Source organism: Vitiosangium sp. GDMCC 1.1324 (assembly GCF_003044305.1).
Classification (GTDB): Bacteria; Myxococcota; Myxococcia; order Myxococcales; family Myxococcaceae; genus Archangium.
Window position 1 is genome coordinate 661,530 of sequence record NZ_PZOX01000005.1, and the last position, 15,243, is coordinate 676,772.

Annotated in this window: 11 protein-coding genes and 1 pseudogene; 7 read left to right on the forward strand and 5 right to left on the reverse strand. The window is 67.8% G+C overall.

Features of this window, described 5'->3' with window-relative positions; all coding sequences use genetic code 11:
- The first annotated feature begins 752 nt into the window (after positions 1-752).
- The 3 genes from DAT35_RS18710 (at position 753) to DAT35_RS18720 (ending at position 6,381) form a co-directional block, all read left to right on the forward strand.
- The gene (locus tag DAT35_RS18710) at positions 753-4,565 is read left to right on the forward strand and encodes an ATP-binding protein (RefSeq protein WP_108068373.1); all 3,813 of its coding nucleotides are present in this window, start codon (positions 753-755) and stop codon (positions 4,563-4,565) included.
- A gap of 154 nt (positions 4,566-4,719) precedes the next feature.
- Entirely contained in the window at positions 4,720-5,910 is a 1,191-nt protein-coding gene (locus DAT35_RS18715; protein ID WP_233261543.1) for an ATP-binding protein, read from the forward strand.
- Positions 5,911-5,916: 6 nt separating this feature from the next.
- Positions 5,917-6,381, forward strand: coding sequence for a response regulator (locus DAT35_RS18720; protein WP_199242936.1), 465 nt, complete (start codon positions 5,917-5,919; stop codon positions 6,379-6,381).
- A gap of 3 nt (positions 6,382-6,384) precedes the next feature.
- Here DAT35_RS18720 and DAT35_RS18725 read toward each other — a convergent pair whose 3' ends face one another.
- On the reverse strand, positions 6,385-7,371 hold the full coding sequence (locus DAT35_RS18725) for a class I SAM-dependent rRNA methyltransferase (protein WP_108068375.1): 987 nt from the start codon (positions 7,369-7,371) through the stop codon (positions 6,385-6,387).
- Entirely contained in the window at positions 7,368-8,729 is a 1,362-nt protein-coding gene (locus tag DAT35_RS18730) for an amidohydrolase family protein (protein ID WP_108068376.1), read from the reverse strand. Before DAT35_RS18730 ends, DAT35_RS18725 begins: the two co-directional genes overlap by 4 nt.
- A 114-nt stretch (positions 8,730-8,843) precedes the next feature.
- Between DAT35_RS18730 and DAT35_RS18735 the strand changes: the two genes are divergently transcribed.
- Together DAT35_RS18735 and queD are read left to right on the forward strand one after the other, a co-directional pair.
- On the forward strand, positions 8,844-10,244 hold the full coding sequence (locus DAT35_RS18735; protein WP_108068377.1) for an MBOAT family protein: 1,401 nt from the start codon (positions 8,844-8,846) through the stop codon (positions 10,242-10,244).
- Positions 10,245-10,348: 104 nt separating this feature from the next.
- Complete coding sequence (gene queD / locus DAT35_RS18740; RefSeq protein ID WP_108068378.1) at positions 10,349-10,747, forward strand: 6-carboxytetrahydropterin synthase QueD; 399 nt, start codon at positions 10,349-10,351, stop codon at positions 10,745-10,747.
- Positions 10,748-10,913: 166 nt separating this feature from the next.
- Here the strand turns inward: queD and DAT35_RS18745 are convergent, their stop codons facing one another.
- The 3 genes from DAT35_RS18745 to DAT35_RS18755 form a co-directional block, all read right to left on the reverse strand.
- The gene (locus DAT35_RS18745; RefSeq protein WP_108068379.1) at positions 10,914-11,411 is read right to left on the reverse strand and encodes a 6-carboxytetrahydropterin synthase; all 498 of its coding nucleotides are present in this window, start codon (positions 11,409-11,411) and stop codon (positions 10,914-10,916) included.
- A 121-nt stretch (positions 11,412-11,532) separates the two neighbouring features.
- Positions 11,533-12,237, reverse strand: coding sequence for an SDR family oxidoreductase (locus DAT35_RS18750; protein WP_108068380.1), 705 nt, complete (start codon positions 12,235-12,237; stop codon positions 11,533-11,535).
- A gap of 29 nt (positions 12,238-12,266) precedes the next feature.
- On the reverse strand, positions 12,267-13,301 hold the full coding sequence (locus tag DAT35_RS18755) for an ABC transporter substrate-binding protein (protein WP_108068381.1): 1,035 nt from the start codon (positions 13,299-13,301) through the stop codon (positions 12,267-12,269).
- 402 nt (positions 13,302-13,703) lie between these two features.
- Here DAT35_RS18755 and DAT35_RS18760 point away from each other — a divergent pair, with 402 nt between their 5' ends.
- Both DAT35_RS18760 and DAT35_RS62095 read left to right on the forward strand, forming a co-directional pair.
- A complete protein-coding gene (locus tag DAT35_RS18760; protein WP_108068382.1) occupies positions 13,704-14,948 on the forward strand; it encodes an amidohydrolase in 1,245 nt (414 codons plus the stop codon).
- A 231-nt stretch (positions 14,949-15,179) separates the two neighbouring features.
- Positions 15,180-15,239 (forward strand): annotated as a pseudogene (locus DAT35_RS62095) (hypothetical protein); the annotation flags it as partial.
- Positions 15,240-15,243 lie beyond the last annotated feature (4 nt).

Consider the following 15,243-nt stretch of genomic DNA (forward strand, 5'->3'; position numbering starts at 1 on the left):
TCAACCAATCGACCGCACTGTCTACCGCTGTGAACTCCTGAGCACGCCGCCCCTGTGCCTTCAGGCACTCCGTGTATTTCCGCATGCACTTCTCGGAGCAATATCGGTCGTGTCCAGCACGAGGTCCGAAGTCATATAGGTATTGGTCGAAGTCCGGGGGAACAGGAGTCTGGCGGCACTGGTGGTAGCACTCGAGGTATTGCGCGTAGCAGTCGGGCTGCTGGCTTGCGACAAGCACAATACGCCCAGCTGAACCATCAGCGCTTGACCGATACCTGTAACGCTCGAGCTCAAAGTCCTCGGCACGCAGCCAGGAGTGGCTGACCCGACCATCAGGCGCCTCTTCTATGACGAGCACGAGACGGGTGAGTTCCTCTGCACTGGTGGAGGCGGTGTAGCGAGTGGCGCTACAGGACACGAGCAGAACACAGAGAACCGCTGCCACGACCGCCTGGGAGCCGCTGCGCTTCACGAGTCAGGCCCTCCGTTGAATATTCCAGGAGAGGAAGATAGCAAGCCCCTCACGTCGTCGACGTGCGACATTGGAAGCAGCAGGATAGCGCTCCCGGGGCCTTGGCGGCCAATGTTCCCCATCGGGACGGCACTTCCACGAAGCACCGCCCCGGTCCACGAATCCAGCTGCGCGTCCGATTGTTCGCTGGGAGAGAGAACGACCGCACCACACCGTCGACGATTGCGACCCCTCCCCGGGCCCCACTACAAGCCCGGCACCCCCAGATTCCGCGAGCCCCATGCCTCAACCCCCCCCTCCAGCGTCCCACGAGCCCGAACTCCAGGAGAGCCACCTCGCGGAAGGCGGAGAGATGGGCGCGCTGGTGCGCTCCATGGACTGGTCGAAGACGCCCCTGGGGCCCGCCTCCAAGTGGCCCACGAGCCTCAAGACGATGGTCGGTGTCGTGCTCCGCAACCGGTTCCCAATGCTGCTGTGGTGGGGGCCGGACCTGCTGCAGATCTACAACGACGGCTACCGGCCCGTGCTCGGCGTGAAGCACCCCGCCTCCCTGGGTGTCCCGGCGGCGCAGGTCTGGCCGGAGATCTGGGACGTCATCGGGCCCATGGCCGAGGGCGTGATCCGCGGTGGCCCCGCGACCTGGAGTGAGCACCTCCAGCTCTTCATCAACAGCCGGGGATTCGTCGAGGAGACGTTCCACACCTTCTCGTATAGCCCTGTCCCCGCGGAGGACGGGCGGGTCGGCGGCGTGCTCGTGACGGTGCAGGAGACGACCCAGCAGGTCCAGGACAACCGCCAGCTCCGGATGTTGAGGGATCTCGCGGCGCGCTCCGCCGACGCGAAGTCCGCGGAGCAGGCCTGCCGCACGGCCACGGGCATCCTCTCGGCCTATGACGAGGACCTGCCGTTCGCGCTCCTCTACCTCCTGAACGTGGAGGCCAACGAGTTCCAGCGGGTCAGCACGAGCGGGCTCGAGGCCTACGAGGGTCCGGCGGCACCAGCCCGCGTGCCGTTCGACCCCTGGGCCCACCCCCCCGGCGGCTGGCCCTTCGCCGAGGCGGCTCGCGCCGGGCGGGAGGTCATCGTCGAGACCCTCCAGGAGCGCTTCGGCCCCCTGCCTGGCGGCCGCTGGGGCACTCCACCGGACCGGGCGGTGGTCCTCCCCCTCTCTCGGCCCGGCCAGCCCCACCCGTACGGTTTCCTGGTCGCCGGGGTCAGCCCGCGCCGCCAGCTCGACGACCGCTACCTGGGACTCTTCCGGCTCACGGCGGATCAGGTGGTGACCGCGCTCGCCAACGCGCTCGCCTACGAAGAAGAGCGCCAACGCGCGGAGGCCCTGGCGGAGATCGACCGCACGAAGACGGCGTTCTTCAGCAACGTCAGCCACGAGTTCCGCACGCCCCTGACGCTGATGCTCGGGCCCACGGAGGAGGCGCTCGCGTCCCCGTCGAGGGCGCTCTCCGGAGACAACCTGGAGACCGTCCACCGCAACGAGCTCCGGCTGCTGAAGCTCGTCAACTCCCTGCTCGACTTCGCGCGCATCGAAGCCGGCCGCATCCAGGCCTCGTACGAGCCGGTGGACCTCGCGGAGCTGACGGCGGGCGTGGCGAGCGCCTTCCGCTCCGCCATCGAGCGCGCGGGGCTCGCATTCGAAGTCACCTGCCCTCCCCTTCCGGAGCACGTCCATGTCGACCGGGACATGTGGGAGAAGATTGTCCTCAACCTGCTCTCCAACGCGCTGAAGTTCACGTTCGAGGGCGCCATCCGCGTCTCGCTGTGCTGGCGGGAGGACCACGCCGAACTTCGGATCTCCGACACGGGAACCGGCATCCCCGAGCACGAGCTGCCGCGCATCTTCGAGCGGTTCCACCGCGTCCAGGGGGCCCGTTCGCGGACGCATGAGGGCTCCGGCATCGGCCTGGCCCTCGTGCACGAGCTGGTCCGCATGCACGGCGGCAGCATCTCCGCCGAGAGCAGGCTGGACCAGGGCACGACGTTCACCGTCCGCATTCCAGCCGGGACCGCGCACCTGCCCAGGGACCGGGTGACCCCCGCGCGTTCGCAGGTGTCCACGGCGCTCGGCGCCGCGCCCTATGTGACCGAGGCGCTGCGCTGGCTGCCAGGTTCCGTCGAGGTCTCGGCCGAGGAGGCCTCGGCGTTGGGGGCCGAGACGCCCCCGGTCATGGACATCGCGGCCGGCGCCCGCATCCTGCTCGCCGATGACAACGCCGACATGCGGGAATATGTGGGCCGGCTGCTCGCCACGCGCTGGAAGGTGGAGACGGCTTCGGACGGCGCGGAGGCGCTCCGGGCCATCCGCGAGCGGATTCCGGACCTCGTGCTCACGGACGTGATGATGCCGAACCTGGACGGCTTCGGACTCCTGCGAGAGCTGCGAGCCGACGAGCGCACCCGTCACCTTCCGGTCATCGTCCTGTCGGCGCGCGCTGGCGAGGAAGCACATGTCGAGGGACTCCGAGCGGGAGCGGACGACTACCTGGTGAAACCCTTTTCAACCCGGGAGCTGGTGGCGCGGGTCGAGGCGCAGCTCGCGCGGGCCCGGCTGAGGGCCCTCGAGGAGGAGCACGGCAAGCGGCTCGCCAGGGTCTTCCAGCATGCGCCCGTGGGCATCGCGATCATGCGTGGCCCGGAGCATGTGTTCGAGTTCGCGAACGCGAACTATCTCCAGCTCATCTCGAACCGCCCGGTGATCGGGCGGAGCGTTCGCGAGGCCCTCTCGGAGCTGGCCGCCCAGGGATTCCTCGCGCTGTTGGATCAGGTGTTCAAGTCGGGCGAGCCCTACATCGGCCGCTCCTTGCGCGCGATGCTCAACAACGGCCCCGGAGGTGCGCTCCGGGAGGGCTTCTTCGACTTCGTCTACCAGCCGATGCTCGACGACGAAGGCCGGGTGGACAGCATCGTGGTCGTCGCCTTCGACGTGACGGAGCTGGCGAACGCCCGGCGCGAGGCCGAGTCCGCCAACCGCGCCAAGGACGAGTTCCTCGCGATGCTCGGCCATGAGCTGCGCAACCCGCTGGCACCCATCCTGACCGCGCTGCAACTGATGCGGCTGCGCGGCAGCGATGCGACGGAGCGGGAGCGCACCATCATCGAGCGCCAGGTCAAACACCTCGTCAGACTGGTGGATGATCTGCTCGACGTGTCGCGCGTGACGCGGGGGAAGATCGAGCTCAAGCGGGAGAAGCTCGAGCTGGCCGAGGTGGTGGCGAAGGCCATCGAGCAGACCAGCCCGTTGCTCGAACAGCGCAGGCACGAGCTGACGGTGGATGTCCCGCGGAACGGCTTGCGACTGGATGCGGACCCGACCCGGCTCGCCCAGGCCTTCTCGAACCTGCTGACGAACGCCGCGAAGTACACCGAGCCCGGAGGAAGAATCTCCGTGGTCGCCTCGCGCGAGGGCTCCGAGGCAGTCATCAAGGTCCGCGACAACGGCACGGGCATCTCGCCCGAAATACTGCCCCGGGTGTTCGACCTCTTCGTCCAGGAAGGCCAGTCACTGGACCGGTCGCAGGGAGGACTCGGGCTCGGGCTCGCCATCGTCCGAAGCATGGTCACGCTTCATGGCGGCCAGGTGAGCGCGCACAGCGAGGGAAAGGGGCGCGGCAGCGAGTTCACCGTCCGGCTGCCCATGGTGGAGGCGGAACCCCTCCAGGCTACGGCCGGCCCGCCCCCGCTCGAGCCGAAGCCGCCGGTGAGCGGCTCCGCGCCCACCCGCGTCCTGGTCGTCGACGACAACCAGGACGCCGCCGACATCCTCGCCGAGTCGCTCGAGCTCCTGGGGTGCGAGACCCGCATCGCCTACGACGGCCCGAGCGCCTTGAAGATCGCGCCGACGTTCCAGCCCGACGTGGCCTTGTTGGACATCGGACTGCCCGTCATGGACGGCTACGAGCTGGCCCGCCTGCTCCGCCAGCAACTGTCGTCCCCCGCCCTCCGCCTCGTCGCCGTGACGGGCTATGGCCAGGCATCGGATCGTCAACGCTCGAAAGAGGCGGGCTTCGATGCCCACCTCGTGAAGCCGCTCGATTTCGATGTGTTGAATGCACTGATCGAGCGCCTGGCCGCTTTGTGAATTCGCCCCCAAATGGCGAGACATGAATAACCCGGCAGGTATTTTGCATGTTTGAGGCCTGTGGTACTCGTGCTCCCTGATGGGCGTCCCTCCGAGTAGCGAAGTCCCGGGCACCGCACCCGCCAGGGAAACGACGGTCGAGGAGTTGTTGGAGTTGGTCGCCAGGCTGGCGGCGAACGATCCCCACGCGAAGTGCCAGGTCGGCACGGGGACGCTCGCCCCCCTGGCCGAGGCGCTCAACAAGCTGTCGGTGCAGCTCGCGGGAGGACGCACGAAGGCGGGCGAGGCGTTCGACGTCCAGGCGCTGGTCGAGCAGGCGCCGAACATGATGATTGCGTGCGACCCGGATGGGCGGATCCGGTTCGTGAACTTCACCCTCCCGGGCCTCGTGATCGGCGATCTGCTTGGCACGAGCATGTATCGGTTCATCGCACCGGAAGATCTCGACCGGGTCCGAGGCACCATCCAGCGGGTGCTCGAGACCGGCGAGCCCGGAGGATTTGACATCCGCTCGGTGGTCAAACCGGGCCCCGAGTGGTTCTCCGCGAAGCTGGGAGCGATCAAGGCGGAGGGTCAGATCGCCGGCTTCACGATGATCCTCACGGACATCTCGGACCTGAAGCAGACGCAGAGCCGCCTGGAGCGCTCCAACCAGGAGCTGGAGAACTTCGCGTACGTCGCCTCGCACGATCTGCAGGAGCCGCTGCGGAAGATCCAGACCTTCGGCGAGCGGCTGAAGTCGACCTCCGCCGGAAAGCTGGGTCCCGAGGGGGTCGACTACCTCGAGCGGATGCACAGCGCATCGACCCGCATGCGCAGGCTCATCGATGACCTGCTCTCCTTCTCCCGGGTGGCATCGAGGGCTCAGCCCTTCACCCGCGTGGACCTCACCGCATTGGCTCGCGACGTGGTGGAGGGCTTCAAGCCCATCATCGAGAAGACGGGAGCGGCCGTCACGGTCGGGACGCTGCCCACACTCGAGGCCGACCCGACGCAACTGCGGCAATTGCTCCACCACCTCCTGGGCAACGCCCTCAAGTTCCACCGGGAGGACGCGCCCCCGACGATCTCCATCCGCGGCACGCTGAACGCGGACGGCACCCGGTGTGAGCTGGCGGTGGAGGACGACGGCATTGGTTTCGACGAGAAGTACCTCGACCGCATCTTCAACGTGTTCCAGCGCCTGCATGGGCGTGCCAGCAAGTACGACGGCACGGGGATAGGCTTGGCGATCTGCCGGAAGATCGTGGACCGGCACAACGGCAGCATCAGCGCGCGAAGCACGCCCGGAAAGGGCTCGACCTTCGTCGCCTCGCTGCCCCTCAATCAACACTCGAGCAGGTGAGCATTCATGGAGCAGAAGAAGCCCGTAACGATCCTGATGGCCGATGACGACGCGGATGACCGGGATTTCGCCCGCACCGCGATGGAGGAGAGTCGGCTCGCCAACGAGCTGCGGTTCGTCGAGGACGGCGAGGAGCTGCTCGACTACCTGTACCGCCGCGGCCGCTATGCGGACCCGAAGGACTCGCCACGGCCCGGGTTGATCCTCCTGGACCTGAACATGCCCCGCAAGGACGGCCGCGAGGCGCTGAAGGAGATCAAGGGCGACCCGTCACTCCGGCAGATTCCCGTGGTCGTCCTGACCACCTCCAAGACGGAGGAGGACATCCTGCGCAGCTACGACCTGGGGGCCAACTGCTTCATCACCAAGCCGGTGACCTTCGAGGGGCTCGTCGACGTCGTGAAGGTCCTGGACAAGCACTGGTTCCAGATCGTCGAGCTGCCCCGCATGGCGCCTCCCCAGGACAGCTGAGCATCAAGCGAGCTCAAGCACTCGCACCTTGAGGGCGGCCGGGTGCTCGGGCGAGGCCGGAAAGTCCACGGACGAGGGGCCCAGGTCGAGCCCTCCCCCGCCCCTCCGTCCAGCCCGGGACACGCCCTCCGTGACCATGGCCTCGAAGCGACGGGGCGCCAGCGTGGCGAGGTTGCAACACGCCACCAGCCGGCCCCCGGGAGCCACCACCCGGGCGGCGGCCTCGGCCAGCGAGGCATAGTCCCGGGCCGCGGAGAAACGGCTGGTGCGCGTGGTGGCGAACGAGGGGGGATCCGTCACCACCACGTCGAACGTCTCGCCCTTGCGCGCCAGCCGGCCGAGCCACTCGAAGACATCCCCCGCCACATAGTCGTACCGGTCCACGGGCTGACCGTTGAGGCGGGCGTTCTCCTCGCCCCAATCCAGCACGCGGCGGCTCGCGTCGATGTTGAGCACGCGCCTGGCCCCACCCGCGGTGGCCGCCACGCCGAAGCCACAGGTGTACGAGAAGAGGTTGAGCACGGTGAGGCCTCGCACCTCCCCGGCCAGCCACGCCCGCGTGTCGCGCATGTCCAGGTAGAGACCCACCGAGAGGCCCTGCCCCGGACGGATGAGGAAGCGCAACCCGTTCTCCAGCGCCACCAGCGACTCCACCGATTCGCCGAGCGCGGCCTGCTCGGGGGCGAGCTGCTCCTTGGCCACGTTGGCCAGGTGGCGTGCCTCCTTCGGCCGGCGCTTGAGATAGACGCTCCGAGGCGCCCAGGCGGCTTCGATGGCGCCGAGCAGCTCCTGCTCCTCGGCCGGAGAGAAGTCGCGATAGAGGCTCACCACGTGGAGGTACTCGAAGACGTCCACCGTCACATCGGGGACACCATCGGGCCCGCCATTGACGAGCCGGAAGGCCGTGGTGCGGGGATCCTCCCGCAGCGGAGCACGCCGCTCGCGGGCCTGGAGGAGGACATTAGCCAGGGAGGTGGAGCGAGGGCTCATCGTCCGCGCGCCGGGACCGCGGGGGCCTCGACGTCCGAGAGACGGGCTCGCGCCCAGACTTCGGAGAGGACCCGGGCGGCCTCGCGCGCCAGGGCAACCTCATCCGTGCCGAGGATCTGTCCCTCGCGCATGGTGACGCGGCCGTCCACGATGGTCCACGCCGCGCGCGCACGCCCGAGCTGCCCGAGCAGGTGCGGGGCCTGCCCGCTCTCCGCGTCCAACGCGGGCACGCAGTCGAACACCACCAGGTCCGCCAGCCGCCCCTCCTCCACCGCGCCGGAGGGCAGGCCGAAGAGACGCGAGCACAGCTCGGCCGGGCCGTCCGAGAAGAGCTGCACCAGCACGCCGTCGGGATCCACCAGGCGGGAGCCCCGCGCGGCGCCCAACGCCGTGACGAGCGCGGCGCCCAGCGCGTCCCAGAGGTTGCCGTGCCCGGCGCTGCCCAACCCCATCAGGTTCTGACGCCCATACAGCGTCTCCAGGGCCCGGCCGCTGGGCTCGACGAGCAGCGCCGCCCCGGGGCCGAGCGCCACACAGGTGCCGGACTGGGCCAACCGCACGGACTCGGCGTCGTCCACGGCGCGCGCATACGCGGCCACCGAGAGCGGCCCGAGCAACCCGAAGGACTCCAGCCGAGGCACCACCCGCTGGAAGTGCTGCGACCAGGTGGCGGCCAGGTCGTGGTCTCCCTCGGACAGGTGGAAGACGACGGGTGAACCGGAGGACTCCCGCAGGCGGGCCAGCCTGCGCAACAAGGGGTTGGCGCTCGTCCAGGAGGAGTGGAAGCCGAGCGCCCCCCGCACCAGGGGATGGGCGCCCCGGCGCTTGATGAAGTCGGCATTGGCCTCCGCCTGGTCCTCGGCCTGGACGGTGCCCTTGAGGCTGTGGGTGGAGTGGCTCACCACCAGCCGCAGGCCGAGCTGCTCGGCCGCACGGGCCTCGGCATCGAGGGCTCCGGCCACATCCCCCGGGCAGGACAGGTGATCCACCACCAGGGTGACGCCCGAGCGCAGCGCCTGGGCCATGGCATGGCGGGAGAGGGTCTCCACGTCCGAGGCGGTGAGCTGAGCAGCCAACCGCAGCTCGTGCTCCAGACGGACCTGGGGAGGGTGCAGGAGGAGCTCTCCGGCGGAGGGGACGAGCAGGTCACCCACGAGGTGGGCATGACAGTCCACGAGACCTGGGAGCACCAGCCGCCCACGGCAGGAGACCTCCCAGTCGCCGGGGAGGACGGGCACCTCGGCATCGGGAGCAACGCGGCGGATGAGCCCCCCCTCGACGACGACGGCCATGCCGGCACGACCTCGGCCGTCGGCGCGGAAGATGGAGCAGTTCTTGAGGACCAGGCGGCCTTCCATGGGGACGCGAGTATATGCGCGGAGCGGGAGTCTGGATCGGGAGTGTGTTGGAACCAGCCACCTGGGTAGACTGGCCGACGCTGACCCGCTGCGTCGCGGCCCCCCCCTGCTGACATGCTCTTCAACACCGCGCTGTTCGGCGTCTTCTTCCTGGTGTTCTTCGTGGCCTTCCACTTCGGAGCCCGCTCGCGCGGGGCGAAGCTGTGGCTCGTCACGGTGGGGAGCCTCGTCTTCTACGGGGCGTGGGACGTGCGCTTCGTGCCGCTGCTGCTGGGCACGGCGCTGCTGGACTTCTGGCTGGCGAGGGAGCTCGACCGCTCCCGGGACGAGCGGAGAAGGCGGCTACTACTGATAGTGAGCTTGACGGCGAACCTGGGCGTCCTGGCGCTCTTCAAGTACGCGCGGTTCTTCGCGGACTCGGCACACGGGCTGCTGACGATGCTCGGGGTGGCGGTACCGGAGCCCACGTTCTCGCTGGTGCTGCCGGCGGGCATCTCCTTCTACACATTCCAGAGCATGAGCTACACCGTGGACGTCTATCGGGGTGAGCTGAAGGCGCGGGAACGGCCGGAGGAGTTCATCGCGGCGGTGTCCTTCTTCCCGCACCTGGTGGCGGGCCCCATCATCCGGGCGTCGGTGCTGCTGCCCCAGTTCGAGCGGATGGAGCCCCCCCGGTGGGAGCAGGTGCAACGCGGCTACCTGCTCATCGCGGTGGGGCTCTTCAAGAAGACGCTGGCGGACTTGATGGCACCGGTGGCGGATGGGCTCTTCAGGGACTCGGGGCCGGCGGGGGCGCTGGAGAGCTGGACGGGGGCACTGGCCTTCACGGGGCAGATCTACGCGGACTTCTCGGGATACACGGATATCGCCATCGGAGTGGCGCTGCTGCTGGGCTTCGTGCTGCCACCGAATTTCGATCTGCCGTACCTGGCCACCTCGCCCGTGGACTTCTGGAGACGCTGGCACCTGTCGCTGTCCACGTGGCTGCGGGATTACCTGTACATCCCGCTGGGCGGAAACCGGACCGGGCGCTACCGCAACCTGCTGCTCACCATGCTGCTGGGAGGACTGTGGCACGGGGCCAACTGGACGTTCGTCGTCTGGGGCGCGTACCACGGACTGCTGCTGGTGGCCTCGCACCTGCTCGCGGCGCGCTTCCCGGGACTGTCCGGAGCGGCCACGCCCGCGCTCCTCCGCCAGATGAAGAGGGCGGGGACGTTCTACCTGGTGGTGCTCGGGTGGGTGCTGTTCCGGGCGGAGAACCTGTCCTCGGCGCTGCGGGTGCTGCGGGGCATGCATGCGCCGGCCGTGGCATCGGACATCACCTACGCCTCGGTGCTGACGCTGGTGCTGGTGATCGCGGGGCTCGGGGTGTGTCACGGGGCGTCGGCGCTCGCCGAGCGCACCGGATTGCAGCGGCGTCCCCTGCTGCTGTGGCCTGCGGTGGCCACGTGCATGGCCGTGGCGATGGCCATCGGCACACCGGGACAGAGCTTCATCTACTTCCAGTTCTGATTGGCTCCAGCGCAGGGGCTAGCCCCGCTACCCCCAACAGGGGTCCTGTCCTTCCTATAGCTGTGGGAGACGGAAGGAGGGAATGAAGGTAGAAGGCGGCCCCCATGGAGCCTGTTTCCACGAAGAAGCCCGTCCTCATCACCGAGATCTCGAAGGAGTTCACCTTCGAGGCAGCCCACCGGCTGCCCCACGTGCCGCCCGGCCACAAGTGCGCCCGCGTCCATGGCCACAGCTACCGCATCGACATCACCCTGCGCGGACCCGTGGATCCAAAGCTCGGCTGGATTGTCGACTTCGCCGAGCTCACCGCCGCCTGGCAGCCCCTGCAGGCCCAGCTCGACCACCAGCTGCTCAACGAGGTCCCCGGCCTGGAGAACCCCACGAGCGAGCTGCTGGCCGCGTGGCTCTTCGAGCGGCTGAACGTCCCCGGCGCTCAGGTGACGCGCGTGCGCGTGGCCGAGACGTGCACCTCTTCGTGCACCGTCTTCGCCGCCGGCACCTGAGCGTCAGTGCTCGAGCTGCCCCAGGTTCGCGTGGCCCACCGCCCCGTTGACCACCGGCCTCGGGGCGCATTGCAGGAGCAGCTCGGCGCTCCTCGGGGCGATGAGCCGGCCGAACGGGGTCCGCCCCCGCCAGCCGCTCGAGGCCCGCCGCCTCGCGGCTCACCCATCAGCCATCGGCCCGCCACTCCCACGAGGACCATTGTCCCGGCCCCGAGGCGCACTTGACCACCACGTGCTTGATGCGATCGGCGCGCAGCGCCAGGCCCTCCCCCACCAGCTCCTCGCCGAAGACGCGCGCCAGCTCCTCGAGCGTTACGTTCTCCACCGGCAGCACCAGCACGTCGCGCGCGAGGAAGCGCAGCTCCTCGTCGTGGAAGCGCGCGAGCACATCTCCCCGCGCGTCGCGCTCGATCTTCAGGTGCGGGGAGAGGCCCGGCAGCAGGAAGTGCTCGTTCCAGGAGCGGCAGCGCTCGATGACCGCCTTCTTCAAGGGGCCATAGTCAGCGAGCATCCCGTTGTCGGCCACCTCACCCGTCAGCGCCACGTAGACGGTGAAGTTGTGGCCGTGCAGGTTCTCGCGGTGCGTGGCGGAGAAGATGGTGAAGTGCCCCGCCGAGAACTTCATCTCTTCCTTGTGTAACTCGATGGTGGTCGTGCGCGCCATGGACCCGGATTCATTATCACCACAGCGGGGCCAGAGGCACGAGCTACATCCCTGGCCGCCCGACCCAGGGGCGAGAGGACGTCCTTACTGACGAAGACGAGGGAGCGAGGTCATGGCCTCGCTAGTGCTCTTTCTGCCCGAGGTTCGCGTGGAGCAAGGTGCCGTTGAGCACCGGGTGGTCCGCCGCGAAGGCTATCACCTGGGCGATCTCCTCGGGCTCGATGAGGCGGCCCTCACCCGTGATGGAGCGCAGCACCTCGAGCGTCTGGGCATCTCCCGCCACCCGCTTCTGCAACGTCTCGGTGTCCGTGACGCCGGGGCAGACGCACACGGTGTGCACGCCACGCCCGAGCAGGTCCTGGCAGGTGGCGCGCATCATCCCCACGTTGGCGTGCTTGGCCACCACATAGGAGTAGATGCCGGGGACCCCCTTCTCCGACAGCGTCGAGCCCACATAGATCACGGACGAGCCCCGGGGCATCCTCGGGATCAGCAGCCGGTTGAGCACCGTGGGGGCGACGACCTCCACCTCCAGCGCGCGCCGCAGCACGTCCAGCGAGCCCGCGTCGGCGGTGTCCTGCTCCAGCACGGCGGCGTTGTGGATGAGCACCAGCCGCTCGCAGCCCGCGATGGCCTGCAGGAGCGGCGCCTCCACGCCGCGCTCGAACCCGGCCACGGTCAGGTCCACCATCAGGTTGACGACGCCCTCGAGTTCGCAGCGGGAGCGCGAGAGGTTCACCACGGTGGCGCCCCTCTGGAGGAACAGCTCCGCAGTGGCGAGACCGATCCCCTTGCTGGCTCCGGTGATGACGAGGGCTTCCTTCATGGCGTGGGCAACTCCGGTGCTCCGAGGGTCTACTTCGAGGCGGCGGCCGCGGCGCCCAGGAAGTCGGGCCGCAGGTACTCGTCCACCGGGGGCGCCTTTTCGATGATGCCCAGGTCCACGAGCTGCTGACCCAGCGTCTCCCAGCGCTCCCGGCTCATGGTGCCCAGTCCCCTGGCGCGCGTCTCCCCGGTCTCGATGAGCGGCCTCTGCGTGTCGGCGACCAGGGCGAAGGTCTCCGCGTCCATGGTGGTGTTCAGCCTGGCCATGCCGTCATTGGCCGGCTTGGGGTTGTCCAGGTAGGCGCGCCACCCCTCGCGCACGGCGTCCACGAAGGCGCGCACGCGCTCGGGCTGCTGCTTCAGCAGCTCGCCCCGGGTCACCACCACCGTGGCATAGGGGTTGAAGCCCTCGTCCGCCACCTTGAAGACCACCGGGTCCCCCCCCTGCTTCCTGGCCGCCAGGGGCTCCGAGGTGAGGAAGCACTGCTGGACGAAGTCCTTGTCCGCCAGGAAGCGGGCCACGCCGCCGTCGTACGGGACGATCTTCACCTTGGCGAAGCCGTACTTCTTCCTCAGGAACTGCGCGTAGGCCAGGCCCGGCTCCAGGGCCACCGTGCTGCCGCTGGAGAGCAGCTGGGCCATGTTCGTGAACCCCTTGGAGGCGTGGGCCATGAGGGCGTGCGGTGTCGTCTGGTACGTGGCGAACAGGGGAATCAGGTCTATGCCTCGGGCGCGGGCCGTCAGCAACCCGTCCGCGCTGGTGGTGCCGAAATCCGCCTGTCCCGTGGCCACCATCTGGGCCACCGGAGCCCCAGCGCCACCGCCCAGGATCTCCACCTCCAGCCCATGGCGCGCGAAGGCCCCGCTCTCGCGCGCGGCGTAGAAGCCGCCGAACTCGGGTTCGGGGACCCAGTCCAGCGCCAGCTTCACCTTGGCCGGGGCGGGCTTCACGGCCGCCGCACCGCTCGAGGGCTGCCCCGCCGGGGTGGGCTCCGTCTTGTCCTTGCTACACCCCATCCCCGTAGCCAGACAGCACAGCAGTCCCACCCACCACGCCTTGTTCATGTCTCCTCCTGAGAAAGTCCGCAGAATAAAGATGCGTTGAGGCATTCAACATTGCCGGGACACAGCATACCCGGCAAGTCACTCAGTTCGAGTTTCGCACTTTCGAGAGACCAGGAGGAGCGAGCGACGGATGCGTTTTTTCCACAACGCACCAAGTGCTCGAAACCGGTGCATCTGCTGAAGCTGCGAGCAGGCTCTCTCGCATCCTGGCACCAACGGCTCTAAAGTCTCGGCGCCGCGCGCAGCCGGACGCACAACGTGATCCGCGCGGGCTTTGAACTCCGACACAGGGCCTGGCTCTACTTCGCCGTCCGCAGGGAACACGAGGGGCTCCCTGAGACAAAGAGTTTGGCTGCATTCATTGGCCGTTTGCCGTTGCCCCACCGGAAAGGAGCGTCATCGATGTATTGGAAGACGTTCACCTCGCTGCTCTGCATTCTGTCCCTGTCCACCGGATGCGGTGACACCAAGGAAGAGATTGAGAAGGAGCTGGATCCAAACGTTTGGACCTATGCCGATACCCATTTCCACCTCTCCAACTACGTGGGGCAAGGCGGGTCACTCCGAGACGTGCTCGACAATTACATGGGCACCACGGTGGGCCGCTCCACGGTGATGGCCATCCCGCTGGCCCAGAAGTGGGACTACTTCGAGCACTACCTCAACGATCAGACGCCGCCCACCTACTACATAGGGCCCAAGGCCAGCCTTTACTACTACTCGTTCATCGATTCGATGATCGCCCACGAGTACAACAAGCTCTCCAGCGTCGCGAAGAAGCGGTTCGATCCGATGATCACCGCGTTTGATCCCATGGATCTCTACGCGGTCCAACACATCAAGCGGGTGCTCTTGACCAACCCCGGAGTCTTCACCGGCATCGGGGAGTTCACCGTGCACAAGGAGGTCGTCTCGGACAAGACCTTGGGCGATCCGGTGGCGAAGATGGCCGGCTCCGCCACCCCGCCGGACGGAGACGACACCGTCACCCTCTACTCCCCCTCGCTCACCAAGATCCTGGACTTCACCGCGGAGGCCGGGCTGGTCACCGTGCTCCACAACGACATCTACAACGCCGAGGTGACCTACGACGGAACGGTGGTCTCCAAGGCCCAGACCGATACGACCTACGTCCAAGGCTTGAAGTCCCTGTGCATGCTGAGCCCCAACGCCAAAGTCATTTGGGCGCACACCGGCTTGGGCCGCTTCGTCAACCCCAGCGCTGACCACGTGAAGCGGGTCTCTTCCGTGCTCGATGCCTGCCCCAATTGGTCGGTGGACATCTCGTGGGACCTGGTTCAGGCCTACATTCTTGAGCCCAACGCCGGCGAGCCCCCAACCAGCGAGTGGGTGGCGTTCATGAACAAGTACCAGGACCGCATCCTTTATGGAACAGACAACGTGTTCTACCGGCGCACCACCATCGACAGCGGTACCGGCAAACCCGTCCTCGGCCGCCGCCAGAACTTGGAGGAATACTCGGCGGTCGGAAACAAGTACCAGGCCCTTTGGGACCAACTCGATCCCGCGGTGACCCGCAAGATCCAGCGCGGCAACTACGAAGCGCTGTATGACGCCGCTCGGGAGAAGGTCCGCGCCTGGGAAGCCGCCCACGCCAACGACGACATCTGGGCGCTCGAACCGTAGAGCCCCAGGGACCGCGGCGGCAGGGACCCTCAATGCCGCTGCAGTTGCTGTTTGTCCAACATGGAGGGGCTGCGACACAGCTCGGCAGCACCCGTCAGCGGCCCTTCTCCGCCTCTTTTGCACCAGCCCACTCCCTCAACAGAGCCCCCATCCCGCCTTCTGTGAAGCGGCCCCCCGAGTCAGGCACCTTGCCCTGTTCCACTCTCAACAACAGACATCCCTACCCAATACATGGATTTTTTGAGCGTGGGTGAACTGGCCAAACGCAGCGGGGTGGCGGTGTCGGCCCTGCACT